Below are 25,183 nucleotides of genomic sequence, written 5' to 3'. Positions count from 1 at the left end.
ACGCGGGAGGCGATCCGCTCAGCTGCGCGCCAAGCGCTCCAGCACCGGCTGCACCTGGGCCTGACGCGACAGCGCCTCACCCGCCGCGGCCAGGGCGACGGACAGGGCCTGTGCGGTATCGGCACGCAGCGTGGCGTGGCCGACCTTGCGGCCCTCGCGCGGCGACTTGCCGTAGTCGTGCCAGTGCCCGCCGGGCTGATCGAGCACGCCGGTGGCGTCGGGCATCTGCCCCAGCCAGTTGAGCATGCAGGCGTGCCCGCGCATGGCCGGTTCACCCAGCGGCAGGCCCAGCACCGCGCGCAGGTGTGCCTCGAACTGCGAGACCTCCGCGCCTTCGATGGTCCAGTGCCCGGAGTTGTGCACGCGCGGGGCCATTTCGTTGGCCAGCAGCGTCTCGCCCTGGCAGAACAGCTCCAGCGCGAACACCCCGACGTAATCCAGGCGCTCGGCCACGCGCCGCGCATAGTCGACCGCCTGCGCCTGCAGGGCCTGGCTGGCCTGTGCCGGCGCCAGGCTGGCCGACAGCACGCCGTCGACATGCCAGTTCTGGGTCAGCGGGAAGGCCTTGAACGCCCCATCGCGGCCGCGCACGGCCACCACCGACACCTCGCGATCGAAGGCGACGAAGCCCTCCACGATCAGCCCGACGGTGCCGGCCTGCGCGCCCAGCGCGTCCCACGCGGCCTGCGCGTCGGCCGGCGACTTGATCCGGAACTGGCCCTTGCCGTCGTAGCCGAAGCGCCGCGTCTTGAGGATGCAGGGCGTGCCGATCCGCGCCAGCGCCGCGTCCAGCCCCTCGCGCGAGTCGACCGCCGCGAACGCCGGCACCGGGATGCCCAGCTCGCCGAACAGCGTCTTCTCCGACAGCCGGTCCTGCGCCACGCCCAGCGCCTGCGGATTGGGATAGACCGGCACCCGCTCGGCCAGCCACTGCGCGCTGGCGGCCGGCACGTTCTCGAAATCGAAGGTCACCACATCGACCTTGGACGCGAACTGCGCCAGCGCCGCCTCGTCGTCGAACGCGCCCACCTGCAGCGGCGCGCACTGGCCGGCGCAGGACTCGGCCGACGGGTCCAGGACGAGGAACTTCAGCCCAAGCGGCACGCCCGCCAGCGCCAGCATGCGGGCCAGCTGCCCGCCCCCCAGGATCCCCACCGTCGTCATGCGCGCCCCCGCTGCGGAAGAATGCCGACCGTGCTCATCGCCGCGGATCGTCCTGGTCCATGACGTCCTGGGTCTGCTTGGCCCGGAAGGCGTCCAGCGCCTGCGCCACCTCCGGCGCCTCCGGCGCCAGCATCGCCGCGGCGAACAGCGCCGCATTGGCCGCGCCGGCGTTGCCGATGGCGAAGGTCGCCACCGGGATGCCGGCCGGCATCTGCACGATGGACAGCAGCGAATCCATGCCGTTCAGGGCCTTGGACTGCACCGGCACGCCCAGGACCGGCACGGCGGTCTTGGACGCCAGCATGCCCGGCAGGTGCGCCGCGCCGCCGGCGCCGGCGATGATCGCGCGCAGCCCGCGCGCGGCGGCCTGTTCGGCATAGGAAAACAGCACGTCGGGCGTGCGGTGGGCCGAGACGACCTTCACCTCGTAGGCCACGCCCAGGGCATCGAGCTTCTGCGCGGCGTGCTGCATGGTCTCCCAATCCGAACGCGAGCCCATCACGATGCCCACGCGCGGCGCTGCCAGATCGTCGGTCATTGGCCCTGCCCTGCGACAAAACGATATTCTAGCGATCTTGTTCGCCAACGGACCTTCCATGGACCGCAAACTGCTTGACCTGCTGTGCTGCCCCGTCTCGCGCCAACCGCTGGGCCCGCTCGAGGCCCGCGGCGTGGAGGCGCTGAACCGCGCCATCGCGGCCGGCGCGCTCAAGCGCGTGGACGGCAGCGCCCAGGCCGAACCGCTCAAGGAAGCCCTGGTCACCCGCGACCGCAAGACCGTCTACCGCGTCGAGGACGGCATCCCGGTCCTGCTGCCCGAGGAAGGCATCGCCACCGTCCAGGTCGCCGACTTCCCGGCGTGAGCGCTGCCGCGCCGCTGCCGCCGCCCGAGGCGGTGGTCCTGGACGATGTGCGCCGCGCCCTGGCCGAGGACCTCGGCCCGGGCGATGTCACCGCCGCGCTGCTGCCGGATACCGACGATGTCGCCTATCTGCTGTGCAAGCAGGAGGCGGTGATCTGCGGCCGGCCGTGGTTCGACGCCTGCCATCGCCAGCTCGATCCGCAGGTCTCCATCGACTGGCGCGTGGCCGAGGGCCAGCGCGTGGCCGCCGGCACCGTGCTGGCCACCCTGCGCGGGCACTCGCGCACCCTGGTCAGCGCCGAGCGCACCTCGCTCAACTTCCTGCAGACCCTGAGCGGCACGGCCACGGTGACCGCGGCCTTCGTCGCGGCCGTGCGCGGCACCGGCGCGCGCATCCTGGACACGCGCAAGACCGTGCCGGGCCTGCGCCTGGCGCAGAAGTACGCCGTGCGCTGCGGCGGCGGCGACAACCACCGCATCGGCCTGTTCGACATGGTGATGCTCAAGGAAAACCATGTGCGCGCTGCCGGCGGCATCGCCGCGGCCATGCGCGCGGCCCGCGCCCTGTACCCGCAGCTGCCGCTGGTGGTCGAGGTCGAATCGCTGGACGAGCTGCGCCAGGCGCTGGAACAGCCCTGCACCCGGATCATGCTCGACGACTTCAGTCCCGAGCAGCGCCGCGAAGCCGTGCGCATCGCCGCCGGCCGCGTGCCGCTGGAGGTCTCCGGCATGGTCGACCTGGACACCGTGCGCGCCGTGGCGCAGGACGGTGTGGACTGCATCTCCATCGGCGCGCTGACCAAGCATGTGCACGCCGTGGACCTGTCGCTGAAGCTGGGCCCGCCGCCGCACAGCGCTTGATCGGCGTGGGGTTTCACGCGTCCTGGCCTGTGACTCTGCCAGCGTACGTAGTGAGAACTCACCTTCATCAAGGATCCGCAGACGATGCCGTTTCGCTGGACGCGCGTCCTGGCCCTGCTGCTGTTGGGCATCGGCACCCGGGCGCAGGCGATCGAGGTCTGCGACGCCCCGCCGCGCTTCGGCCTGAGCCAGGCCGCGATCGCCATCGTCCGTGCCGCCTGCGAGGAGCATCGGCAGTGGATGCGCCCCTTCATCGACCGTCAGGGCCGGCTGGCCTCGTTGCGCGTCACCGAAGCCGAGAGCGGCAACCTGGCCGATCATGGCCTGGTGCCGTGGCAGCGCGTGGCCGGCTATTGGCGCGAGAGCGGCACCCTGTCGCAGGTCGCAGGCGAGCCCGGCGCGGCCAGCTGCTGGGCACCGCCGGGCAATCGCTTCACGGATAACGACTGCCGCGCGTTCCTGATCGACACGCCGTGGTCGGCGGCGTTCGTGTCCTGGATCATGACGCGGGCCGGCGTCATGAACTTCACCCGATCGCCGCGCCACATCGACTACATCCGCGCGGCCTTTCGCGACGGTGGCAGCGGCGGCCCCTACCGCTTCACCGATCCAACGATCGAGAAGCCCGCGCCCGGCGACCTGCTGTGCTTCATCCGCAACCGCCGGCAGGTGATGGGCTTCGCCGGCCTGAACGCTGCCCTGGCCTCCCGCGCCGGCGTGCCCAACCAATCCCATTGCGACATCGTGGTGGCGGCCAATGTCGGCGGCGACCGCACTCTGCACCTGATCGGCGGCAACGTGCTCAACGCGGTGACCATGCGCCAGCTGGACCTGGACCGCAGCGGCCGCGTGGTCCTGCCGCTGCCGCGCGTGAGCGAGGACGGCGGCGACGCCACCGGCCCGGGCGCCGAATGCACGCCCGCACAACCCGACCAGTGCAACTTCAACCGTCAGGACTGGGCGGTGCTGCTGAAGCTGCAGGTGGCCGACCCGGCGCCCGCCGCGCCTGCTGCGCCGCCGCCCGTGGAGCCGCAGCCCCTGCCTCAGACCCCGCCTGCGCCGGAGGCGCCGGGCCAGGCCCCGGCCCCGAATGCGCCGCCGGCCGCGGCACCGCCGGTCGAGGCCGCGGCGCCCTTGAAAAGCGGCGAGTGATCCACGCCTGCCGCGCGAGCCCGCGCACCGCTAAAGTCGCGCCATGACTCCGATCCTCATCCTGATCTTCGGCGCGGCCGTGTTCTTCTGGTGGAACGCCTCGCGCGCCGCGGCCGAACGCGCCACCCAGGTCGGTCGCAACGCCTGCGAGGCGGCCGGCGTGCTGTGGCTGGACCAGAGCGTGCAGGCTACCGGCGTGCGCCTGCGCCGCGGCGAGGACGGCAGGCTGGGGCTGGAGCGCAGTTTCCGCTTCGACTATTCCCACGACGGCGTCGAGCGCCACTCCGGCAAGATGGTGCTGCATGGGCAGCGGCTGGTGTCCTTCGTCGGGCCTACGCGCCCGGACAACACCGCGCAGTTCCCCAGCCTGCACTGAGGCCGGACCGTCGCCGCGGACTAGGTAGACCTCAGCGGCCGCGCGGCGGCTCGCCCTTGAGCACGCAGACCAGCACCAGCAGCGCCGTCGCCACGCCGATGACGATCAGGTGCGCCTGCGTGTGATGGCCGTGGCGGAACAGCACGCTCGCGCCGACCACCACGCCCAGGTACAGGACCATCGTCAGCCAGCCCTGCCAGCGGCACGGCAGGCCCCAGCCGAAGCCGAAACGCTTGGCGGGGAACCAGTAGTCGGACCGCGGATCGGGCATGGCGGCGTTTCCAAGCGGCAGCGGTGCAGGATTGGAACGACTCACAGACCCGTCATTCCCGCGAAAGCGGAAATCCAGCGCCTTTGGCCTTACCGCTTGAAAGTCGCTGGGTTCCCGCTTCCGCGGGAACGACGGCAGGGGATTTTACCGGCTGTGCTACTTCACCACGCGCAGATGCGGGCGCTTGGCCGGTGGCGGCGTCGGTTCGTCCGGGGCCGCGCCATCGGGCGAAGGCGGCTCATCATCGTCGTGCGGGCCCTGCCCGGCGGCGATGTCCTCGGGCAGCGCCATGCCCTGGCCGGTCTCGCGCGCATAGATCGCCAGCACCGCCGAGATCGGCACGTTGACCGGATAGCTCACCCCGCCGAAGCGTGCGCTGAAGCTGACCGTCAGGTTGTCGATGACCAGGTGCGCGACCGCACGCTGGGCGATGTTGAGCACCACCCGACCTTCCTTGACCGCGCTGGAGGGCACCTGCACCCCGGGCTGGGTCGCATCGACCAGCAGGTGCGGGGTCATGTCGTTGTCGGCGATCCATTCGGCCAGCGCCCGCAGCAGATACGGGCGATGGCTGGTCATCGGGGGCACGTCTTCAGTCATGCCCGCAGTTTAGCCAAGAGCGAGGAATGAGGGGAGAAGACGGCGGCGCAAGCGCCGCCTGCTCATCCACGCCTCAGCGCTTCGCGCTCACTCCTGCCTTCAGGCCGGCAGATCGCGCAGCTTCTTTTCCTGCTCGGTCAGGCTGCGCACGAAGCCCGGATTGCGGAAGATGCGGTTGCCGTAATCCTCGATCGCCTTGCCGTCCTTGGGCAGGCCGACGTCCAGCGACTGCAGGCGCCAGATGATCGGGGCCATGGCGCAATCGGCCAGGCTCATTTCCGGGTTGAGGAAGAACTTGCTGGCCTTGAACAGGGGCACCGAGGCGGTCAGCAGCTCCTTCAGGCGCTTGCGGCCGGCGTCGGCCTGGGCCTTGTTGCCCAGCTGGATGGCCTGCACCTGCGGCACCCAGTCCACCTCGATGCGCAGCATCGCCAGGCGCAGGCGCGCGCGGGAGAGCGGATCGACCGGCATCAGCGGCGGGTGCGGGTAGCGCTCGTCCAGGTACTCGCTGACCACCGAGGCGGCGTACAGCGTCAGGTCGCGCTCGACCAGGGTCGGCACGGAGTGATAGGGGTTGAGGTCGATCAGGTCCTCGGGCGGATTCTGCGGATCGACCGGCACCAGGTCGTAGCTGACGCCTTTGGCGGCCAGCACCAGCCGCACGCGGTGGCACAGCACATCATCCACGGAGGAGAACAGCGTCAGGGTATTTCGCATGCGGGCACTCATCACCTTGTCGGGCTCATCCAGCGGCCGGCATCCACCGGCCACGCCTGTTTCTGCCAGGCTTCCTGCCTGGACACCGCGTCGCGGCATGCCGCGAGACGCGATGAACATGAACATAGCAGGCAGCCGCCGATTTGCGCACCCCTGCTGGAGGTCATGACCCCGCTTAGTGGACGTCTTTCCAGAACTCCTTCTTCAGCAGGAAGGCCAGGAAGGTCAGCCCCGCCAGGAACAGGATCACCCACACGCCCATGCTCTGACGCTTAAGCGCGGCCGGCTCGCCGGCGTACTCGAGGAAGTTGGTGATATCACGCACGGTGCGGTCGAACTCGGCCGGACTCTCGGTCCCGGGCGAGGCCAGCACCAGCGCCTCGACCGGCTTTTCCTTGGTCTGCGGGTCTTCCGGGCCGAACTTGGCGTGCTGCAGGCCCTGCAGCTCCCACAGCGGGTTGGGCATGGAGGCGTTGGGGAACAGCTTGTTGTTCCAGCCCAGCGGCCGGCTCTCGTCCAGGTAGAAGGACTTGAGGTAGGTGTAGACCCAGTCCGGGCCGCGCACCCGGGCGATCAGGCTCAGGTCCGGCGGCATCTTGCCGAACCACTTGGTCGCCCCGTCGTGCGGCATGGCCACCTGCACCTGCTGCCCCACCGGCGCACCGGTGAAGTTGAGGTTGGCCATCACCTGGTCCTCGGTCAGGCCCAGGTCCTGTGCCATGCGCGAATAGCGCAGGTACTTGAGCGAGTGGCAGCCCGAGCAGTAGCCCATGAACAGCTTGGCGCCACGCTGCAGCGAGGCCTTGTCGCTCAGGTCGTTGCCGGCCTGCAGCGTCGCGCCGCCCTCGGCGGCCAGCAGGCCGGTGCTCAGCAGCAGGCCAGCGGCGAAGGCCGCCAGCTGCGGGAGAAGGCGCTTAGTCATGCGTGCTCACCCGGTCGGGCACCGGCTTGGTGCGTTCAAGGCCGAAGAACGTGTACACCCACAGGAAGATGAAGAAGCCGAAGTAGCAGCAGGTCAGTACCCGGCCGATGTAGGTCTCGGTGATGTCCGTGCCGGGGCCAGAGCCGATCTTGCCCAGGTAGACGAAGCTGAAGGCGAAGATCCCCAGCGCGATCTTGTAGGCCAGGCCGCGGTAGCGGATCGAGCGCACCTTGCCGCGGTCCAGCCAGGGCACGGTGAACAGGATGGCGATGGCCGAGAACATCACCAGCACGCCGCCGAGCTTGTTGGGCACCACGCGCAACATCGCGTAGTAGGGCGTGTAGTACCAGACCGGCTTGATGTGCTCGGGCGTCACCAGGCGGTTGGCCTCGGTGAAGTTGTCGTGCTCCAGGAACAGGCCACCGAAGGCCGGCGCGAAGAAGATGATGAACGCACCGATCACCAGCAGGAAGCCCACGCCGACCAGGTCCTTGACCGTGTAGTACGGGTGGAACGGGATCGTGTCGATCGGCGCGGTCTTGCTCCAGCGGTTGCCCTTGGGCCCGTGTTTGGTGTCCACGCCCTGCGGGTTGTTGGAGCCGACCTCGTGCAGCGCACCCAGGTGCAGCACCACCAGCAGCAACAGCACCAGCGGCAGCGCGATCACGTGCAGGGCGAAGAAGCGGTTGAGCGTGGCATCGCTGGGCAGGTAGTCGCCCATGATCCATTCGGTCAGGCCCTGCCCGATCACCGGGATGGCGCCGAACAGCGAGATGATCACCTTGGCGCCCCAGAACGACATCTGGCCCCAGGGCAGCACGTAGCCCATGAAGGCCTCGGCCATCAGCACCAGGTAGATCAGCATCCCTAGGATCCACACCAGCTCGCGCGGCTTCTGGTAGCTGCCGTACATCAGCCCGCGGAACATGTGCAGGTAGACCACGATGAAGAACAGCGAGGCGCCGGTGGAATGCATGTACCGGATCAGCCAGCCCCACTCGACGTCGCGCATGATGTACTCGACCGAGGCGAAGGCCTCGGCCGCGCTGGTCTTGTAGTTCATCGTCAGGAAGATGCCGGTGACGATCTGGTTGACCAGGATCAACAGGGCCAGCGAGCCCATGTAGTACCAGAAGTTGAAGTTCTTCGGCGCGTAGTACTCGCTCATGTGCTTGCGGTACATGGGCATCAGCCCGGGCGCCCGCGCCGTGACCCAGTCGAAGACCCCGTTGGCCGCTCGCGTGATGACGTTGGACATCAGGCAGCTCCCTGCGGATCGACGCCGATGATGATGGTGTTGTCGTCCTGGTAGTGATGCGGCGGCACCAGCAGGTTGATCGGCGCCGGCACGCCCTGGAACACGCGCCCGGACATGTCGAAGCGCGACTTGTGACAGGGGCAGAAGTAGCCGCCCTTCCACTGCGGATCGAACGGCTCGGGCCGGATCTCGGCGATGATCTCCGGCGAGCAGCCCAGGTGCGTGCACAGGCCGACCAGCACCGAGATTTCCGGCTTGATCGAACGGAACTCGGGATTGCCCTTGAGGACGTAGGCCGGCTGCTGGTCCTTGTTGGTGCTCTCCGGATCGCGCAGGCGATCGTCCAGGCTCGGCAGCGCGTCAAGGATCGCCTTGGAGCGCTTGACCACCCAGATCGGCTGGCCGCGCCATTCCAGCACCATGCGCTGGCCTTCCTGCAGCCCGGTGATGTCGGCGGTCACCGGTGCGCCGGCGAGCTTGGCCCGGGCGCTTGGATTCCATGACTTGATGAACGGGACGGCCAGAAAGCCCGCACCCACGGCACCGACGACTGCGGTGGTGGCCGTCAGGAACCGGCGGCGCCCCGCATCCACGGGCATTGTGACCTCGTCGTTGGCCATCCCTTACTCCGCGAAAACATCTTGAGGTAGCTGTCTGGCTGCCAGTGATGGGGCCGACGGAACGGCCTCATCGCAAGAGCGCGTCGGAGTCTAACTGAATAAAAAATTTCGCCACAACAATCCCTTTCCGATCAATCAGTTGGAAAAGGAAAACCCGGCCATTCCGGTACTGCAGCGCAACATCCGTTCAGCGAAGACCGACCGTCCCCAGGTTGGCCCGGTAGCGCTCGGCCAGCACGCCCACGCGCTGCACGTAGCGCTGGGTCTCGGCATAGGGCGGTACGCCGCCGTTGCGGTCCACCGCGCCTTCGCCGGCGTTGTAGCCGGCCGCGGCCAGGGTCAGATTGCCCTGGTAGCGCTTGAGCAGCCAGGCCAGGTACTTCACGCCGCCGCGGATGTTCTGCGTGGCGTTGTAGGCATCGTCCACGCCGAAGCGGCGCGCGGTGGCCGGCATCAGCTGCATCAGCCCCATCGCGCCGGCGCGCGAGAGCGCCAGCGGGTTGTAGGAGGATTCGGCATGGATGATGGCGCGCACGATCGCCTCTTCCACGCCGAACTCGCGCGCGGCCGAGGCGATCTCGCTCTCGTAGGCGACCGTGTTCAGTCGGACCGCGCCGAAGTTGAGGTTGGGATTGCCGCAGGCGTAGCAGGTCTCGATGAAGCTGTACTTGATCGTGCGGATGTCGGCGCTGGCCAGCCCGCGCGGACGGGCGCTGGTGTAGTTGCGCACCCCGTCCTTGATGAAGGAATAGACCTGGCCGCTGACCACGCGGCGCGGCGGCACGGCGGCGGGCTTGGCCACGGCGGCAGTCGGCGGCGGCGGTGCGGCCGGGACGATGGCCGTCGAAGGCCGCGACTCGACGCTGGGCGGCACGATGGCGGCAGGCGCGGCAGACGCAGGAGGTCTGTGTGTCGGCGCGCTGGCCTGGGCGCGGCGCGCCGGCTCGGCCCGGTACTGGCTCACCACCGTGCAGGTGGCGCCGGAGACACGCTTGCTAACGTAGGCCGGGATCCCGTCTGCGCCGACGCACTTGTACAACGTGCCGGCGCTGGCCGGCAGCGCGACCAGCGCGGCAGCGATCATCCCCAGTCGCAGCAGCCCCCTCATGGGCGCGAGTGTCCCAGCTTATCAATGACTTAACAAGCATTCGGCCCGCGGGCGACAGGGCGACGCGCCGGTGGGACGCGGCACAGCGTTTGCCCTCCTCGCCCCTCGCGCGCGACTGCCCGCTGCGCCTGCCGTCCGGCGCGAGCCGCCAAGCCGCTAAACTAGTCGGCTTCCCCGCCCACCCGACTGGATTAAGCGCCATGACCGGGACGCCAGACGTCACCCTGCCCACCTCGGGCGACACCTCGCTCATCCCCCTGCCCTTCGTCGCCACCCGGCCGGCGCAGGTGCGCGGCAAGCTGTACATCAAGACCCACGGTTGCCAGATGAACGAGTACGACTCGGCCAAGATGGCCGACGTGCTCGCCCAGGCCGAAGGGCTGGAGCTGACCGACCGGCCCGAGGAGGCCGACGTCATCCTGGTCAACACCTGCTCGATCCGCGAGAAGGCGCAGGAGAAGGTCTTCAGCCAGCTGGGCCGCTGGAAGGAATTCAAGACCGGCGACCGCGAGGTCATCATCGGCGTCGGCGGCTGCGTGGCGTCCCAGGAAGGCGAGGCCATCGTTAAGCGCGCGCCCTACGTGGATCTGGTGTTCGGCCCACAGACCCTGCACCGCCTGCCCGAGCTGATCCGCGCGCGGCGCGAACAGAACCGCCCGCAGGTGGACATCAGCTTCCCGGAGATCGAGAAGTTCGACGCCCTGCCCGAACCGCGGGCCGAGGGCCCCAGCGCCTTCGTGTCGATCATGGAGGGCTGCAGCAAGTACTGCAGCTTCTGCGTGGTGCCCTATACCCGCGGCACCGAGGTGAGCCGGCCGTTCGAGGACGTGCTGGTCGAGGTGGCGCAGCTGGCCGCCCAGGGTGTGCGCGAGATCAATCTGCTCGGCCAGAACGTCAACGCCTACCGCGGCCCGTACGGCGAGGGCGAGATCGCGGATCTGGGCATGCTGATCCGCACCATCGCCCAGATCGAGGGCGTGGGCCGCATCCGCTTCACCACCTCCCATCCGCTGGAGTTCTCCGACACGCTCATCGATGCGTATCGCGACGTGCCGCAGCTGGCCAACTACCTGCACCTGCCGGTGCAGGCGGGCAGCGACCGCATCCTCAGCGCGATGAAGCGCGGCTACACCGCGCTGGAGTTCAAGTCCAAGATCCGCAAGCTGCGCGCGGTGCGGCCGGACATCTCGATCAGCTCGGACTTCATCGTCGGCTTCCCCGGCGAGACCGATGCGGACTTCGAGAAGACCATGAAGCTGATCGAGGACGTGGGCTTCGATCAGAGCTTCTCCTTCATCTACTCGCGCCGTCCGGGCACGCCGGCGGCCGACCTGGCCGACGACACGCCCAGCCAGATCAAGCACGCGCGCCTGGAGCGCCTGCAGGCGCGCATCAACGCCTTCGCCGCGGAGATCTCGCAGAAGATGGTCGGCAGCGTGCAGACCGTGCTGGTCGAAGGCCCGTCGAAGAAGAATCCCAACGAGCTCACCGGCAAGACCGAGAACATGCGCTCGGTGAACTTCCCCGCGCCGCAGCGCCTGATCGGCCAGTTCGTCGATGTGCTGATCACCGAGGCGCTGACCAACTCGCTGCGCGGCCGCGTGGTCACCGACACGGAGCGGGCCGCATGACCGCGCGCATCAGCCGCGACACCCAGCTGTGCATGTCGCTGTCCGGACGGCCGGGCAACTTCGGCACGCGCTTCCAGAACTACCTCTACGACGCGCTCGGCCTGGACTACCTGTACAAGGCGTTCACCACGACCGACCTGGAGGGCGCGATCGCCGGCATCCGCGCGCTGGGCATCCGCGGCTGCGCGGTGTCGATGCCCTTCAAGGAGGCGGTGATCCCGCTGCTGGACGGCCTGGAGCCGTCGGCCAAGGCGATCGATTCGGTCAACACCGTCCTCAACACCGAGGGCGTGCTGCGCGGCTACAACACCGACTACACCGCGGTGGCCACGCTGATCGCCGACAGCGGGCTGTCGACGGACACGCCGGTGGCGCTGCGCGGCAGCGGCGGCATGGCCAAGGCCACCGCCTGCGCGCTGCGCGACGGCGGATTCGCCCGGGGCTGGGTGGTGGCGCGCAACGCGGTGGCCGGCCAGCGCCTGGCGCGCACCGCCGGCTGGCAGTGGTCCGAGGACATGCGCGGCGTGACCGCCGGGCTGCTGGTCAACGTCACCCCGATCGGCATGGAAGGCAGTTCCGATGCGCAATCGCTGGCCTTCACCGAAGCGGAAGTCGCCGCGGCGCAGCTGGTCTTCGACGTGGTCGCCATCCCGGTGGAAACCCCGCTGATCCGGCTGGCGCGCGCCCTGGGCAAGCCGGTGATCACCGGCGGCGAGGTGATCGTGCTGCAGGCGGTGGAGCAGTTCGTCCTGTACACCGGCGTGCGGCCCGAACCCGAGCTGGTCGCCCGCGCCGCCGCGCACGCGCTGGGCTGATCAGCGCCGCGCGCGCCTGCGTGGATCGCGGGCAGGCGGCGCGCTTTCCGCACGCAGGCTGTCGACCAGCGAAAACACCCACGGCCTCAGCGCGACCAGCATGCCGACGCTGCGCCGCCGCTCCGGCGGCAGGCTGATGTCGAGCTCGGCCGCCTCCTTGAAGTCGACCACCAGCTTGTCCAGCTTGCGCCGCAGCGTGGCGACCGACGCCTCGCCGAGTTCGCCGATTTCCAGGGCCAGGTGCGCCTCGGCCGCGGCGAAGTCGTCCTTGAGGAATTCGTGGCTGGCCATCTGCAGGTAGCGGGCGCGCACCGGCCCGTCGTCGCGCCATGAGAAATCGCGCGGCACGCGCAGACGCACGTGGTTGCCCGGCAGCAGGTCGAGCAGGCGCAGACGATCGAGCTGGGCCAGCAGCCGCACCAGCTCGGGCGGCCTGAGTCCGAAGCCTTCGCCGATCGCCGCGGTACGCCAGCCCTGGCATAACAGGTGGAAGACGGTCATCAGCCGCGGCTCGGCCGCCAACGACCGCTCCTGGTGCAGGGTGAGATGGCGGCGCGACTCGCGCGCGCCGCGGGCCGTGCGCGCCAGCTCGAAGAAGTCGATGTCCAGCACCTCGCAGATCTGCTCCAGGCGCGCCAGGTCCATGCGCCCACTGGACAGCACGCGCTTGATCGTCGGCTCGGACACCCCCAGCGCCGCGGCCAGGTCGGCATAGCGCCAGCCGCGTTCCTTGAGCAGGCGCTTGAGCGCGGTGAGCAGGCGTTCGCGGTCGGCCATGGCGATGGAGGCGCGTCACAGGAGGATGGACGGGATCATATTCCGATACTTGTCCGAACTTGATTGCGGATCTTGATCCGCGGCGCGCAGGGTGCGCTCACCTCTCCAGCCAAGCATGCGCATGCCCGCCCTGCCCACTCCAGCCTGTCGTCCTGCCGAACTGCTCAACGATGTCCATGCCCGTCTCAATCCCACGCGGGCGTACGTGCTGCGGCCCGGCTCGGTGGCCGAGGCCTGCGCGGCGATCCGCGCCAGCGCGCGGGCCGGATCGCCGCTGATTGCCGCCGGCGCGCGGCATGCGATGGGCGGTCAGCAGTTTCTGGCCGATGGCCAGGTGCTGGACACCGCCGCGCTGGACCGCGTCGTGGACTTCGACCCGGTGCGCGGCCTGATCACGGTCGAAGCCGGCATCCGCTGGCCTGCGCTGCTGGCCTGGCTGGCGGCGTGCCCGGACAACACGGCGGGCTGGACGATCCGCCAGAAGCAGACCGGCGCCGACGACTTCAGCCTGGGCGGCGCACTGGCCGCCAACATTCATGGGCGCGGGCTGTGCCTGGCCCCGTTCGTGGAGGACGTGGAGGCGCTGGTGCTGATCGATGCGCAGGGCCAGCGGGTACAGGCCAGCCGCGGCGAGGGGGCCGAGCTGTTCGCCCTGGTGGCCGGCGGCTACGGGCTCTTCGGCGTGGTGGTGGAGATGACGTTGCGGCTGACGCCCCGGCGGACGCTGCGCCGCCAGGTGTCGCTGGCCCGCATCGGCGGCGTGCAGTGCGCATTCGAGGACGCGATCGCCCAAGGCTGCACGTATGGCGATTTCCAGTTCGCGATCGATCCGCGTAGCGAGGATTTCCTCGATCTGGGCGTGCTGTCCTGCTATCGCCCGGTCGATGGCGTCGAACCCGACGCGCCGCGCCATCTGCAGGCCGAGGACTTCGGCCGGCTGCTGTGGCTGGCCCACCAAGCGCCCTCGCGCGCCTTCCAGGAATACGCCGATTTCTATCTGACCACCGACGGCCAGCACTACGCCAGCGATGCGCAGCAGACCGGCGTGTATCTGGAGGACTATCACGCGGCGGTCGATCGCAGCCTGGGCCACTGCGGCTCGGAGATGATCACCGAGCTGTATGTGCCGCGCGGCGCGCTGGCGGGCTTCATGGGCCGCGCCGCCGACAGCCTGCGTCGCCACCACGCCCAGCCGGTCTACGGCACGGTGCGCCTGATCGAACGCGAAACGACCAGCGTGCTGGCGTGGGCACGGCAGGACTGGGCCTGCGTGGTGTTCAACCTGCACGTGCAGCATGGCCCGGCCGGCGTGCAGGCCGCGGCCGTGGCCTTCCGCGCGCTGATCGACGATGCGCTATGGTTCGGCGGCAGCTACTACCTGACCTATCACCGCTGGGCCACGCGCGAGCAGGTGCAGGCGGCGCATCCGCGCTTCGCCGAGTTCCTCCGCGCCAAGCGCGCGCTCGATCCGCAGGGCCGCTGGCAGAGCGACTGGTATCGCCACCATGCCACGCTGGTGACGCGCTGACATGGCCGGCATCAGCACCTCGATGCTGCTCGCCGCCGCCGCGGTACGCGAGGCGCGGACGGATCGCACGCCGCCCGCGCAGCGCAACGCCGCCATCGCCCGTGCCTGCCTGCAGCGCGCCGGGAGCGGCGGCGATCGCCTGCTGCGCGCAGTCGATACGCGGCCTGGACGCGGCCTGCTGCGGCTGCTCGAGGCCGCCTGCCTGCCTGGCATCGGCGCGCACTACGCCTGGCGCAAGCGCCGGATCCGGCGATGGGCGCAACGGGCCTGCGCCGAGGGCGTGCAGCAGGTGCTGATCCTGGGCGCCGGCTTCGACGGGCTGGCGCTGGCGTTGCTGGACCAGGCGCCGGCGCTGCGCGTGTTCGAGGTCGATCGCGAGGCCACGCTGGCGATCAAACAGGCCGCGCTGCGCGCGCTGCGCCTCGACGATCCGCGCCTGCGGCTGTGTCCTGGCGAACTCGGGACGGTGCCGCTGGCGCGCTGGCTGCGCGGATTGCCCGGCTTCGCGCCGGACCTGCCCACGCTGATTGTCGCCGAGGGCCTGCTGATGTACCTGCCGCTGGACACGGTGCAGGCCCTGCTGCGGCAACTGGCCCGCGCCCTGCCCGATGCACGCCTGATCGCCACCGCGATGGCGCTGTGCCACGACGGCGCGCCCGGCTTCGTCCGGCAGCGCCCCTGGGTGCGGCGCTGGCTGGGGCGGCGCGGCGAACCGTTCCGCTGGGGCGCGACGCGCCCGGCCCTGCCGACGCTGCTCGGCCAAGGCGGCGTACGGATGGACGGAATCGCCGACGCAGACGATGCGGATGATCCCGACCCCGCGCCCGGGGAATGGCTGTTCCACGGCCGCCTGCTGCATCCGGACCACAGCGTTGCAGCCGCCTCTCCACACAGCCGACTCAGGGCCGCCGCGCTACCCTAGGCGGCCTATGACGACCCACCATCACGATTTCACCCTCGACCCCTACGACACCGAGCAGCTGGCCAACCTGGCCGGGCCGTTCGATGCGCATCTGCGCCAGATCGAACTGAAGCTGGGCGTGGAGATCTCCAACCGCGGCAACGTGTTCCGCGTGCAGGGCCCGGACCGGGCCGTGGCGGCGACCGCGCAGCTGTTGCATACGCTGTACGCGGAAGCCGCGACCGAGACCTTCGACGCCGATGCGATCCACCTGCGCCTCAACGAGGCCAACCTGGAGCATGTCGCCGCCGGTGGCTACGCGCCGCAGGACGTGGCGATCAAGGTCAAGCGCGGCACGGTGCGCGGCCGCGGCCCCAACCAGGCCGCCTATCTGCACGCCATCGCCACCCACGACATCAACTTCGGCATCGGTCCGGCCGGCACCGGCAAGACCTTCCTGGCCGTGGCCATGGCGGTGGAGGCGCTGAACGAGGCGCGCGTGCAACGCCTGGTGCTGGTGCGCCCGGCGGTGGAGGCCGGCGAGAAGCTCGGCTTCCTGCCCGGCGACCTGAGCCAGAAGGTGGACCCCTACCTGCGCCCGCTCTACGACGCCCTGTACGAGATGCTGGGCGTGGAGAAGGTGGCCAAGCTGCTGGAGAAGAACGTCATCGAGATCGCACCGCTGGCCTACATGCGCGGACGCACGCTCAACGATGCCTTCGTGATCCTGGACGAGGCGCAGAACACCACCGTCGAGCAGATGAAGATGTTCCTGACCCGCATCGGCTTCGGCAGCACCGCGGTGGTGACCGGCGATATGAGCCAGACCGACCTGCCCAAGCACATCCGCTCCGGGCTCAAGGACGCGCTGGAGGTGCTGCGCGGCGTGGACGGGATCTCCTTCAGCTTCTTCGGCGCGCGCGATGTGGTGCGCCATCCGCTGGTGGCGCGCATCGTGCGGGCTTACGATGCGCGCGACGACAAGGCCGCCGATCCGGCGTGAGTTGAAACCGACATGACCCAGGGTCCGATCCATCTGCAGGTCGCGGTCAGCTATGCGCTGCCGCGCGCCGGCCTTCCGTCCGCGGTGAGCTTCCGCAAGTGGGTCGCCGCGGCGCTGAAGGGCCGCATCCGCGAGGCCGACCTGGCCATCCGCTTGGTCGATGCCAAGGAAGGCCGTGCGCTCAACCGGCATTACCGCGGCAAGGACTACGCGACCAACGTGTTGTCCTTCCCGGGCGAGCTGGACGAGACGATCAAGCTGCCCAAGGGCGTGACCATGCCGCTGCTGGGCGACCTGGTGATCTGCGCGCCGGTCGTGGCGCGCGAGGCGCGCGAGCAGGACAAGGCGCTGCTGGCGCACTACGCGCATTTGACCGTGCACGGCGCCCTGCACCTGCTGGGCTGGGATCACGAGGACGACACCGAGGCCGAGGCGATGGAGCAGCTGGAACGCGAGATCCTGGCCGAGCTGGGCATCGACGATCCCTACGCGGCGGACGGCGCTGCATGAGCCGGCGCGCGCTCGCCACCGCGCTGCTGCTGTGCGCGCCGTTCGCCCTGCCGCGCGCGCATGCGACCGAGGCCACGCCGATCGCCAAGCCCGACCTGGCTGCGCTGATCGAATGCCGCAAGGAGGTCCCGGACTTCCTCGCGCTGGCCCCGGCCGTGAGCGACCCGCTCAAGGCCGTGGCGCTGGGCTGGAAGCCGCTGCCGCAAGTCAACCAGTTCATGACCGAATTCCAGCTGGCCGCGCCGATCACCGTCTTCGGCCATGCCACCGACCGGATCGCCTTCGCCGGCGACAGCATCATGGCGATCCTGGACCTGCCCGACCCGCGCCCGCTGGCGCACCAGCTGGGGCTGGAGACCGGCATCGACACGCCGGAGAAGGCCATCTTCGGCAAGCAGCTGCGCGCGACGACACGGACCGATCCGGCCAGCGGCCAGACCCTGATCCAGGCCATCATCCTCAATGTCTCCAACGTCGCCTCGCACCCGGGCAAGACCCTGGCCGGCTGCAGCTACAACCTGGACACCGAAGGCCCCGATCCGGCCCCGGCGGCGCCCGCCGCCCAGGCTCAGGCCCACTGAACGCGACGTCAGCCGGCGCCCGAAACCGTTCTGCTAGACTGCCGGCCACGCCCGCGATTGCCGGGTGCCGTCCACCCCCCAATGTCTGAAGACGACAGTACAACCGCGTCGGAAATCCCTGAAAAACGACGCAGCTGGCTCGAACGCCTGAGCCAGGCGTTCTCCGGCGAACCGGAATCCCGCGAAGACCTGCTCGCGCTGCTGCGCGACGCCCAGCACAACGGCCTGCTCGAGGCCGACACCGTGACGATGATGGAAGGCGCCATGTCGGTGGCCGAACTCACCGTGGGCGATGTGATGGTCTCGCGCTCGCAGATGGTCTCCCTGGCCGTGGACACGCCCTTCCTGCAGCTGATGCAGCAGGTGGTCGAATCGGGCCACTCGCGCTTCCCGGTGCACGGCGAGAACAAGGACGAGATCCTGGGCATCCTGCTGGCCAAGGACCTGCTGCGCGGCGTGGTCGCCGACAACGGCCCGGGCACGGTACGCGAGCTGCTGCGCCCGGCGGTGCTGATCCCCGAATCGAAGAAGCTCAACCTGTTGCTCAAGGAGTTCCGCCTTTCGCGCAACCACATGGCGCTGGTGGTGGACGAATACGGCGGCGTGGCGGGCCTGGTCACCATCGAGGACGTGCTGGAGCAGATCGTCGGCGAGATCGACGACGAGCACGACGAGGCCGAGGACGAGGCCTCGCGCATCGCCGCACAGGCCGATGGCCAGTACGTGGTCGACGCGCTGACGCCGATCGAGGACTTCAACGAGCGCTTCGGCGCGGACTTCCCCGACGACGAGTACGACACCGTCGGCGGCCTGGTCACCGACGCCATCGGCCACCTGCCCGAGACCGGCGAGGAGCTGACGCTGGGGCGCTTCGCCTTCCGCGTGGCCAAGGCCGATGCGCGCCGCGTGCACGCCTTCCACGTCGGCGTATTGCCCGAGGATTGAGCTTGAAGACCACCGGCCTGCTGGCGCGCCTGCTGTGCGTGCTCGTGTTCGCGCTGCTGGCCTGTGCCGCGCCGGCCGCGCCGCGCATCGGCGTGATGACCATGCAGCCGGGCGAGGTGTTCTTCGAACGCTTCGGCCATGACGCGCTGGTGGTCGCCGACCCGCAGACCGGCCAGGCCACCTCGTACAACTTCGGCTTCTTCGATCCGGACGAACCGGGCTTCGTGCGCCGCTTCATCGACGGCAAGATGCTGTACTACCTGGTCGCGCTGCCGCTGCAGGAGGACCTGCAGAGCTACCAGGCCGAAGGCCGCGGCGTGTCGATCCAGTGGCTGGACCTGACCCCGCAGCAGGCGCAGGCGCTGGCCGATTCGCTGGCCTGGCGCGCGCGTCCGGAGAATGCGCGCTATCCCTACGACTACTTCACCAGCAACTGCGCCACGCAGGTGCGCGATGCGCTCGATGCGGCCATGGGCGGGGCGCTGAAGAAGCAGCTGGCCGGCCGTTCGCGCGGCAACACCTACCGCAGCGAGTCGGTGCGCCTGGCCTCGCCGGCCTGGTGGATGTGGATCGGCTTCGACCTGGGCTTCGGCCCCTACGCCGACCGGCAGCTCTCGCGCTGGGACGAGGCCTTCGTGCCGATGCGCCTGGCCGATGCGCTGACCCAGGTGAAGAACACCCAGGGCCGCCCGCTGGTGCAGTCGACCCAACAACTGCTGCCGCACCGCATCGCACCCGAGCCGCCGGAGACTGCGCGCAGCTGGTGGCCGTGGCTGCTGGCCGGCGTGCTGGTGGCGTTCGCGCTGGTGTGGCTGGGCACGCGCGCGCGGCGCGTGGTCGGCGGGGTGGCGCTGGTGTTCTGGCTGGTGTGCACGCTGGCCGGCGCGCTGATGCTGTTCATCTGGTTCGGCAGCGGCCACGTGGCCGGCTGGGCCAACCGCAACCTGCTGCTGCTCGATCCGCTGTGCGTGCTGTTGCTGCCCGCGGCGGTGCAGGTGCTGCGCGGCCGCGCGCTGGCGGCGTGGTCGCGCTGGCAGCTGCGCCTGGTGGCGGCGCTGTCGGTGCTGGCGTGGATGCTGCACTGGTTCCCGTTCAACGTGCAGGCCAACATCGCCTGGGTCGCGCTGCTGGTGCCGGTGCATCTGGCGCTGGCCTACGTGCTGACCGCACAGCGCGCGACGCGCTGATTCCGCAAGCTTGCAGGCCCCGCGCGGGCCTGCGCCAGCGTCGGGTTCCGCTTCCCGCCTGTCTTGCTGGAGCGCGCAGGCGCGCGCCTCGCTGGCGTGGCGCGGGGCGCCCGGTCAGAATCGGGCCCATCCTTTCCATGCCACGAGTCGCCACATGCCCGCTCCCGCCCGCCTCACCGCCGCGCTGCTGCTCGCGCTCTTGCCCGCCATGGCCGTGGGCGCGGCCGCGCAGGCCAAGAAGCCGTACCGCAGCGGGCAGCAGATCCTCGACGCATCGCCGGCCAGCGACTGGCGCACGCTCGACCCGGCGCGCACGCTTTACCTGGAGCTGGCCAGCGGCCGGGTGGTGATCGAACTGGCGCCGGCGTTCGCGCCCGAGCATGTGGCCAACATCACGACCCTGGCCCACGAGCACTTCTGGGATGGCACCAGCATCTACCGCTCGCAGGACAACTTCGTGGTGCAGTTCGGCGACGTGGATGGCGAGGACCCGGCAAAGGCCAAGTCGCTGGGCAGCGCGAAGACGCATCTGCCGGCCGAGTTCCACCGCAGCGCCAAGGGCCTGAACTTCCAGCCGCTGCCCGACCGCGATGGCTGGGCCAGGCAGGTGGGTTTCGTCGACGGCTTCCCGGCCGCGCGCGACGGCGCCGACGGCAAGGCCTGGCTGGCGCATTGCTACGGCACGCTGGGCGCGGGCCGCAATAACGCCGACGACAGCAGCATCGGCGCCGAGCTGTACGTGGTCATCGGCCAGTCGCCGCGCCAGCTGGACGACAACATCACCGTGGTCGGCCGCGTGGTGAAGGGGATGGAGCTGCTGAGCACGATCCAGCGCGGTCCGGAGCCGATGGGCTTCTACACCGACCCGGCGCAACGCACGCCGATCAAGTCGATCCGCCTGGCCAGCGAGGTGCCCGCCGCCGAGCGCACGCCGCTGGAGCTGCTGCGCACCGACAGCCAGACCTTCCGCGACGTGGTCGAAGCCAAGCGCAACCGCGTGGACGATTTCTACAAGCGTCCGGCCGGCCACATCGACCTGTGCAACGTGCCGCTGCCGGTGCGGACGCCGGGCGGCAAGAAGTAAGCCAGGCGCGGAGAGCCGCCGCGTCAGCGCCGCGGGACGTGCCGACGCGATCCGCGCGTCCTAGACAATCCCCTGGCGCCGCCCCGGTTCGCTGGCGTGCAGATAGCGGGTGAAGGTGTCGCTGGGGCGATCGCAGCCGCACTCGGCCAGCACCATCCCCACGTTGCCGCGATGGTAGGCGCCATGCGCCAGCACGTGGAACAGGATCTCCGCGCGGGTCATGGTGCCCGCTTGGCCGTCGGTGAAGGCAAAGCGGACCGGTTCATCCAGTGCTTTCGCGTCCAGCGTGGCGACGTAGGCGCGGTACCAAGCGTCGGATGCGGCGACGTCTTCGCGCAAGGCTTCAAGGGTCGGCGTGTCCGGCGTATTGGTCGCCTGGTAGCCGTGAGCCGTTCCCCGCAGATGCGCGGCGAAGATCCGGTCCACCACGTAGGCGTGATTCATCCGCCGCACCGCGCGCTTCCACTGCGCCGGATGCTGCTGCGGATCGATCACGGCCAGCGCCTCGAACAGCTCCGCGTTGGCCCATGCCTTGTAGCCGAACTGCTTCTCCATCCGCTTGCTCCCAAAGGTCAGGCCCGAGGCGGCGTCAGCGCGGACGCCTGGCCGCGGCGCGTTGGCTGACCGCGACGCTGCCCAGGATCAGCACCGCCGCCAGGAGCATCGTCCAAGTCAGCGGTTCGCCCAGGATGGCCCAGGCCAGCAGCGCGCCGAACACCGGAATCAGATAGGTCACCGTGGCCGCGCGGGCCGGACCGATGCGCTGGATCAGGCGGTAGTACACGCGGTAGGCCAGGCCGGTGCACAGGATGCCCAGCGCGCCGGCGCAGGCCCAGGCCACGCCGGGCACCGGCGCGGTGGGCCAGTGGGTCACCGCCAGCGGCGAGAGCAGCAGGGCCGCGCAACTGAGCGTCGCCGCCGCCGAGCTGGCCGGCGGCAGATCGGCCATGTGCCGCTTCACCAGGTTGTAGCCGATGCCGTACAGCAGCGACGCGGTCGCGCCGGCCAGCGCCGCCGGACCCACGCTCAGGCCGCCGGCCTTGCCGGTGGCCAGCACCAGCACGCCGATGAAGCCGACCAGCAGGGCGATGGCGCGGCGCGCGCCGATCTTCTCGCCGAAGAACAGGAAGGCGATCAGCGCGGTGAACAGCACCGTCATCGCATTGGTGATGGCGCCGATCGCCGCCGGCGCGTGCTGCGCGCCCCAGGCGAACAGCAGGAAGGGCAAGGCCGAGTTCAGCACGCCGATGCCGGCCAGCACCGGCCAGCGCCTGGCCGGAAACTGCGCCCGGTCGCGCCACAGGAACGGCAGCAGCACCAGCGCGCCCAGGCACAGACGCAGCTCGACCAGGGCATAGGCGCCGAAATGCGGCGCGGCCACGCGCATGAAGAGGAAGGAGCTGCCCCAGATCACGCCCAGCACGGCCAGCTCGATGGGCGTGCGCCAGTCGCGGGCGGTGTGGGTGGGCGGGCAGGCGGCCGAAGGCGAGGCATGGGACATGGCGCGGTTCCACATGGAAATCGTGAGGGAAGGTGCGGACGGCAGCGCGCCGTCGGCAGGCGCCGCCAGCCTGCGCGAGGCGGCGGCGTCGCGCTGGCCGGTTCCGGACATCGCAGCGTGATTGCATGGTCTAGCGCGCGGCCCGGCCCCACAAGCGCGTAGTATCGGCGCCTGCCACAAATCTGATTTGTGCCTCGCCATGCACCTGCGCCCGACCCTGTTGCCCTCCCTCGGCGTGTTCGCCGCGGCCGCCCGCCACCAGAACCTGGCCCATGCCGCCGAGGAGCTGCACCTGACCGCCAGCGCGGTCAGCCACCACGTGCGCAAGCTCGAGGCGCTGCTGGGCGTGAGCCTGTTCCAGCGTCACGCGCGCGGGGTCAAGCTCACTCCGGAAGGCCGCCAGCTGGCCGATGCCGCCACCGCCGCGCTGGCCGACGTGGCCGCGGTCGCCGGCGCGCTGCATCCGCAATCCGAGGTGGTGCCGCTGAAGGTGACCACGCTGCACTCGCTGGCCTACTGCTGGCTGCTGCCGCGCCTGCCGCGCTTCTGCGCCGCCTATCCGCGGGTGCGGGTGGAACTGGACTCCAGCCCGGCGATGGCGCGCTTCGACGACAACGGCCCGGAGGTCGGCATCCGCTATGGCAGCGGCGACTGGCCGGGCATCACCGCCCATCACCTGATGGACGACGAGCTGTTCCCGGTCGCCTCCCCTGCGCTGCACGGCATCGGCGAGGTGACCACGCCGGCCCAGATCGCCCGGCTGCCGCTACTGGCCGACCTGGGGCTGCAGGGCTGGCGCGAGTGGTTCCGCGAAGTCGGCGTGCACGGCGCGCAGCTGCCGATCGCGCATGTGTTCAGCGACAGCACCGACGTGATGCGCGCGGCGGTCTACGGCCTGGGCGCGGCGCTGGCGCGCAAGCACATCGCCCTGCCCTATCTGCAGCGCTATGAGCTGGTGCGTCTGCCCGGCCCGGCCATCCGCGCGCGCTTCGCCTACTACGCCGTGCACGCCACGCATCGCCCGCTGTCGCCAGCCGCGCGGCTGTTCATGGACTGGCTCAAGGAACAGGCCAAGGACACGCGCACGCCGATGCCGGCGGTGCCCGACGAGCTGCTCGGCCGCGCACCGGGTTGAAAGCCGCGTCAGCGGCCCGCGCCGTCGTAAGGAAGGATAGTCAGCGAGGCCAGATCCAGCTGCGGCAGGCAGCGCACGTTGATCGCGACCATCGCCGCGCCGTCCGGCCCGGTGCCTTCGCTGTAGGGCGCGATCCCGCAGATCGCGCAGAAGTGGTGGCGCAACGTGTGCGAGTGAAAGGTGTAGGTCTGGACCGCGCCTGGATCGCTGCGCAGCGAAAACGCCGCGCGCGGCGCGAACCAGAGCAGGCCGCCGCGGCGCCGGCATAGCGAGCAGTTGCAGTCGATCACCTCGCGTACCTCACCGGTCACGGTGAAGTCGATGGCGCCGCAGTGGCAACTTCCGGCATGGTGCATGGCGAGCGCTCCGCGCGTTGGAAGCGCCAGTCTAGGCCCATCGCCCGGCGCGTGCGGGCCGGCGGCGCCTTCAGTCGACGAACTGCGCCAGGGCCTCTTCCGCCGGCGCCGGGCGGCCGGGGTAGTAGCCCTGGCCCAGGTCGCAACCGATCTCGCGCAGGCGGCTCCAGATAGCCGAGCTCTCGATGCCTTCGGCCACCACCACCGCTTCCATGCTGTGGCCCATGTTGACGATCGATTCGACCAGGCGGCACATGCGCCGGCTGTCGATGACGTCGCGCACGAAGCTCATGTCGATCTTCAGCTCGTCCACATGGAAGTGGCGGAAGTAGGACAGCGAGGAATAGCCCACGCCAAAATCGTCCACCGCGATGCGCAGGCCCATCTCGCGCAGACGCGTGAGCGCCTGGCCGATCTGCTGCGGATTGTCGACGAAGGCGGTCTCTGTGACTTCCAGCATCACCTGGGCGGGGTTGACGTTCCAGATGCGCAGGGCCGAGGCCATCTGTTCGACGAAGCCACCGGCGGTCAGCGCGATCGGCGACACGTTCAAGCCGCACTGCAGGTCCGGATGCTCGGCGAACACCGGCGCGCAGTGGCGCAGCGTGGCGTTGATGCTCCAGCGGGTCAGGCCGTCGATCAGGCCGGTCTGCTCGGCGGCGACGACGAACAGGTCCGGCCGCACCGGACCCAGCACGGGGTCGTGCCAGCGCGCCAGCGATTCGAAGCCGCGCAGGGCACCGCTGTCCAGGGCGAAGATGGGCTGCAGGTGGACCTGCAGCGCATTGTGGTGGATCGCGCGGTGCAGGTCTTCGTAGCCCACGCTGGCCGGCATCTGCCCCGCATACAGCGCGTGATGCTCAGGCCGCTGGGCGGCGCTCGCGCAGGCCACGTCGGCGTGCCGGCACAGCTGCTCGGCGTCGGCTGCATTGACAGCCATGGCCACGCCCACGGCCACGGTCACCCGGGAGGGGCGGCCGCCGGCTTCCAGCGGATAGCGGAAGGCGCGCGCGATCTTGCCTGCGGCCAGCATGGCCAGGTTCTGGTCGCGCACGCCGGGCAGCAGCACGGCGAAATCGCACTCGCCGATGCGCACCAGCGCATCGACCTCGCGCAGGCAGTCGCCCAGGCGCGCGGTGAAGGCGGCGATGAGCGCATCGCTGGCGCCGTAGCCGAACACCGCCTCGTACTCGCGCAGCCGCTGCATGCGCACCACCAGCAGCGCGCCGCCCGCGGCCGGCTCGGGCACGAGGCGCGCGATGGTGTCGAACAGGATTTCGCGGTTGAGCATCCGGCCGTCCTAGCGCCCTGCCTGGCG

Annotated in this window: 29 protein-coding genes; 15 read left to right on the top strand and 14 right to left on the bottom strand. The window is 70.0% G+C overall.

The window, feature by feature from the left end; translation table 11 throughout:
* Positions 1–18: 18 nt before the first annotated feature.
* Entirely contained in the window at positions 19–1,164 is a 1,146-nt protein-coding gene (locus MWN52_RS05910; protein ID WP_286577027.1) for a 5-(carboxyamino)imidazole ribonucleotide synthase, read from the bottom strand.
* Positions 1,165–1,198: 34 nt separating this feature from the next.
* Positions 1,199–1,702, bottom strand: coding sequence for a 5-(carboxyamino)imidazole ribonucleotide mutase (purE, locus tag MWN52_RS05905; protein ID WP_286577025.1), 504 nt, complete (start codon positions 1,700–1,702; stop codon positions 1,199–1,201).
* A 58-nt stretch (positions 1,703–1,760) separates the two neighbouring features.
* Between purE and MWN52_RS05900 the strand changes: the two genes are divergently transcribed.
* From MWN52_RS05900 to MWN52_RS05885, 4 genes are all read left to right on the top strand, one after another.
* Positions 1,761–2,027 carry a Trm112 family protein gene (locus MWN52_RS05900; protein WP_130519888.1) on the top strand — a complete coding sequence of 89 codons (267 nt, stop codon included), beginning with the start codon at positions 1,761–1,763 and terminating at the stop codon, positions 2,025–2,027.
* Entirely contained in the window at positions 2,024–2,887 is an 864-nt protein-coding gene (gene nadC / locus MWN52_RS05895) for a carboxylating nicotinate-nucleotide diphosphorylase (RefSeq protein ID WP_286577024.1), read from the top strand. The genes MWN52_RS05900 and nadC overlap by 4 nt, the downstream gene beginning before the upstream one ends.
* 84 nt (positions 2,888–2,971) lie before the next feature.
* Positions 2,972–4,039, top strand: a complete 1,068-nt coding sequence (locus MWN52_RS05890) for a DUF2272 domain-containing protein (RefSeq protein WP_286577023.1) — start codon at positions 2,972–2,974, stop codon at positions 4,037–4,039.
* A 43-nt stretch (positions 4,040–4,082) separates the two neighbouring features.
* Positions 4,083–4,415: a DUF3301 domain-containing protein gene (locus MWN52_RS05885; RefSeq protein WP_286577021.1), complete on the top strand. Its 333-nt coding sequence runs from the start codon at positions 4,083–4,085 to the stop codon at positions 4,413–4,415.
* Between the two features lie 31 nt (positions 4,416–4,446).
* On the opposite strand, the gene MWN52_RS05880 is transcribed toward MWN52_RS05885, so the two are convergent.
* The 7 genes from MWN52_RS05880 to MWN52_RS05850 all read right to left on the bottom strand — a co-directional run bounded on the left by MWN52_RS05880 (position 4,447) and on the right by MWN52_RS05850 (position 9,911).
* Positions 4,447–4,686: a hypothetical protein gene (locus MWN52_RS05880; protein ID WP_286577019.1), complete on the bottom strand. Its 240-nt coding sequence runs from the start codon at positions 4,684–4,686 to the stop codon at positions 4,447–4,449.
* Positions 4,687–4,842: 156 nt separating this feature from the next.
* Positions 4,843–5,286 (bottom strand): ClpXP protease specificity-enhancing factor, encoded by a 444-nt coding sequence (locus MWN52_RS05875; protein ID WP_130519878.1) that lies wholly within the window; start codon positions 5,284–5,286, stop codon positions 4,843–4,845.
* A gap of 99 nt (positions 5,287–5,385) precedes the next feature.
* Positions 5,386–6,015, bottom strand: a complete 630-nt coding sequence (locus tag MWN52_RS05870) for a glutathione S-transferase N-terminal domain-containing protein (RefSeq protein WP_130523470.1) — start codon at positions 6,013–6,015, stop codon at positions 5,386–5,388.
* Between the two features lie 163 nt (positions 6,016–6,178).
* On the bottom strand, positions 6,179–6,925 hold the full coding sequence (locus tag MWN52_RS05865; RefSeq protein ID WP_286577017.1) for a cytochrome c1: 747 nt from the start codon (positions 6,923–6,925) through the stop codon (positions 6,179–6,181).
* Positions 6,918–8,183, bottom strand: coding sequence for a cytochrome b (locus MWN52_RS05860; RefSeq protein ID WP_130519871.1), 1,266 nt, complete (start codon positions 8,181–8,183; stop codon positions 6,918–6,920). The genes MWN52_RS05865 and MWN52_RS05860 overlap by 8 nt, the downstream gene beginning before the upstream one ends.
* Positions 8,183–8,803 (bottom strand): ubiquinol-cytochrome c reductase iron-sulfur subunit, encoded by a 621-nt coding sequence (gene petA / locus MWN52_RS05855; protein ID WP_130519869.1) that lies wholly within the window; start codon positions 8,801–8,803, stop codon positions 8,183–8,185. Before petA ends, MWN52_RS05860 begins: the two co-directional genes overlap by 1 nt.
* Before the next feature lie 187 nt (positions 8,804–8,990).
* Positions 8,991–9,911 carry a lytic transglycosylase domain-containing protein gene (locus MWN52_RS05850; protein WP_286577016.1) on the bottom strand — a complete coding sequence of 307 codons (921 nt, stop codon included), beginning with the start codon at positions 9,909–9,911 and terminating at the stop codon, positions 8,991–8,993.
* Positions 9,912–10,111: 200 nt separating this feature from the next.
* Between MWN52_RS05850 and miaB the strand changes: the two genes are divergently transcribed.
* Both miaB and MWN52_RS05840 read left to right on the top strand, forming a co-directional pair.
* The gene (gene miaB, locus MWN52_RS05845) at positions 10,112–11,542 is read left to right on the top strand and encodes a tRNA (N6-isopentenyl adenosine(37)-C2)-methylthiotransferase MiaB (RefSeq protein ID WP_131659946.1); all 1,431 of its coding nucleotides are present in this window, start codon (positions 10,112–10,114) and stop codon (positions 11,540–11,542) included.
* Positions 11,539–12,357: a shikimate 5-dehydrogenase gene (locus MWN52_RS05840; protein WP_286577015.1), complete on the top strand. Its 819-nt coding sequence runs from the start codon at positions 11,539–11,541 to the stop codon at positions 12,355–12,357. Before miaB ends, MWN52_RS05840 begins: the two co-directional genes overlap by 4 nt.
* On the opposite strand, the gene MWN52_RS05835 is transcribed toward MWN52_RS05840, so the two are convergent.
* Complete coding sequence (locus MWN52_RS05835; protein ID WP_130519862.1) at positions 12,358–13,134, bottom strand: helix-turn-helix domain-containing protein; 777 nt, start codon at positions 13,132–13,134, stop codon at positions 12,358–12,360.
* Positions 13,135–13,255: 121 nt separating this feature from the next.
* Between MWN52_RS05835 and MWN52_RS05830 the strand changes: the two genes are divergently transcribed.
* The 8 genes from MWN52_RS05830 to MWN52_RS05795 all read left to right on the top strand — a co-directional run bounded on the left by MWN52_RS05830 (position 13,256) and on the right by MWN52_RS05795 (position 20,873).
* Positions 13,256–14,662: an FAD-binding oxidoreductase gene (locus MWN52_RS05830; protein WP_286577014.1), complete on the top strand. Its 1,407-nt coding sequence runs from the start codon at positions 13,256–13,258 to the stop codon at positions 14,660–14,662.
* A gap of 1 nt (position 14,663) precedes the next feature.
* Complete coding sequence (locus MWN52_RS05825) at positions 14,664–15,584, top strand: class I SAM-dependent methyltransferase (RefSeq protein ID WP_286577013.1); 921 nt, start codon at positions 14,664–14,666, stop codon at positions 15,582–15,584.
* A gap of 7 nt (positions 15,585–15,591) precedes the next feature.
* On the top strand, positions 15,592–16,566 hold the full coding sequence (locus MWN52_RS05820; RefSeq protein WP_286577012.1) for a PhoH family protein: 975 nt from the start codon (positions 15,592–15,594) through the stop codon (positions 16,564–16,566).
* Positions 16,567–16,578: 12 nt separating this feature from the next.
* Complete coding sequence (gene ybeY / locus MWN52_RS05815) at positions 16,579–17,076, top strand: rRNA maturation RNase YbeY (protein ID WP_286577011.1); 498 nt, start codon at positions 16,579–16,581, stop codon at positions 17,074–17,076.
* Positions 17,073–17,657, top strand: coding sequence for a hypothetical protein (locus MWN52_RS05810; RefSeq protein WP_286577009.1), 585 nt, complete (start codon positions 17,073–17,075; stop codon positions 17,655–17,657). The genes ybeY and MWN52_RS05810 overlap by 4 nt, the downstream gene beginning before the upstream one ends.
* A gap of 81 nt (positions 17,658–17,738) precedes the next feature.
* Complete coding sequence (locus MWN52_RS05805) at positions 17,739–18,602, top strand: CorC family transporter (RefSeq protein ID WP_130519850.1); 864 nt, start codon at positions 17,739–17,741, stop codon at positions 18,600–18,602.
* 2 nt (positions 18,603–18,604) lie between these two features.
* Complete coding sequence (locus MWN52_RS05800; RefSeq protein WP_425608084.1) at positions 18,605–19,789, top strand: lipoprotein N-acyltransferase Lnb domain-containing protein; 1,185 nt, start codon at positions 18,605–18,607, stop codon at positions 19,787–19,789.
* Positions 19,790–19,943: 154 nt separating this feature from the next.
* A complete protein-coding gene (locus MWN52_RS05795; RefSeq protein WP_425608083.1) occupies positions 19,944–20,873 on the top strand; it encodes a peptidylprolyl isomerase in 930 nt (309 codons plus the stop codon).
* A 60-nt stretch (positions 20,874–20,933) separates the two neighbouring features.
* Here the strand turns inward: MWN52_RS05795 and MWN52_RS05790 are convergent, their stop codons facing one another.
* Both MWN52_RS05790 and MWN52_RS05785 read right to left on the bottom strand, forming a co-directional pair.
* The gene (locus MWN52_RS05790; protein WP_286577007.1) at positions 20,934–21,428 is read right to left on the bottom strand and encodes a DinB family protein; all 495 of its coding nucleotides are present in this window, start codon (positions 21,426–21,428) and stop codon (positions 20,934–20,936) included.
* A 34-nt stretch (positions 21,429–21,462) separates the two neighbouring features.
* Positions 21,463–22,374 carry a DMT family transporter gene (locus MWN52_RS05785; RefSeq protein WP_286577005.1) on the bottom strand — a complete coding sequence of 304 codons (912 nt, stop codon included), beginning with the start codon at positions 22,372–22,374 and terminating at the stop codon, positions 21,463–21,465.
* A 199-nt stretch (positions 22,375–22,573) separates the two neighbouring features.
* On the opposite strand from MWN52_RS05785, the gene MWN52_RS05780 reads away from it, so the two are divergent.
* Positions 22,574–23,509: a LysR substrate-binding domain-containing protein gene (locus MWN52_RS05780; protein WP_130519842.1), complete on the top strand. Its 936-nt coding sequence runs from the start codon at positions 22,574–22,576 to the stop codon at positions 23,507–23,509.
* Between the two features lie 8 nt (positions 23,510–23,517).
* On the opposite strand, the gene MWN52_RS05775 is transcribed toward MWN52_RS05780, so the two are convergent.
* On the bottom strand, positions 23,518–23,865 hold the full coding sequence (locus tag MWN52_RS05775; RefSeq protein ID WP_286577003.1) for a GFA family protein: 348 nt from the start codon (positions 23,863–23,865) through the stop codon (positions 23,518–23,520).
* Between the two features lie 70 nt (positions 23,866–23,935).
* On the bottom strand, positions 23,936–25,156 hold the full coding sequence (locus tag MWN52_RS05770) for a putative bifunctional diguanylate cyclase/phosphodiesterase (protein WP_286577001.1): 1,221 nt from the start codon (positions 25,154–25,156) through the stop codon (positions 23,936–23,938).
* Between the last annotated feature and the right edge of the window lie 27 nt (positions 25,157–25,183).

The organism is Pseudoxanthomonas winnipegensis (assembly GCF_030322905.1).
GTDB classification, from domain to species: domain Bacteria; phylum Pseudomonadota; class Gammaproteobacteria; order Xanthomonadales; family Xanthomonadaceae; genus Pseudoxanthomonas_A; species Pseudoxanthomonas_A winnipegensis.
Note: the sequence above shows the minus strand (reverse complement) of the source record. Positions and strands in the feature narration are given on the sequence as shown.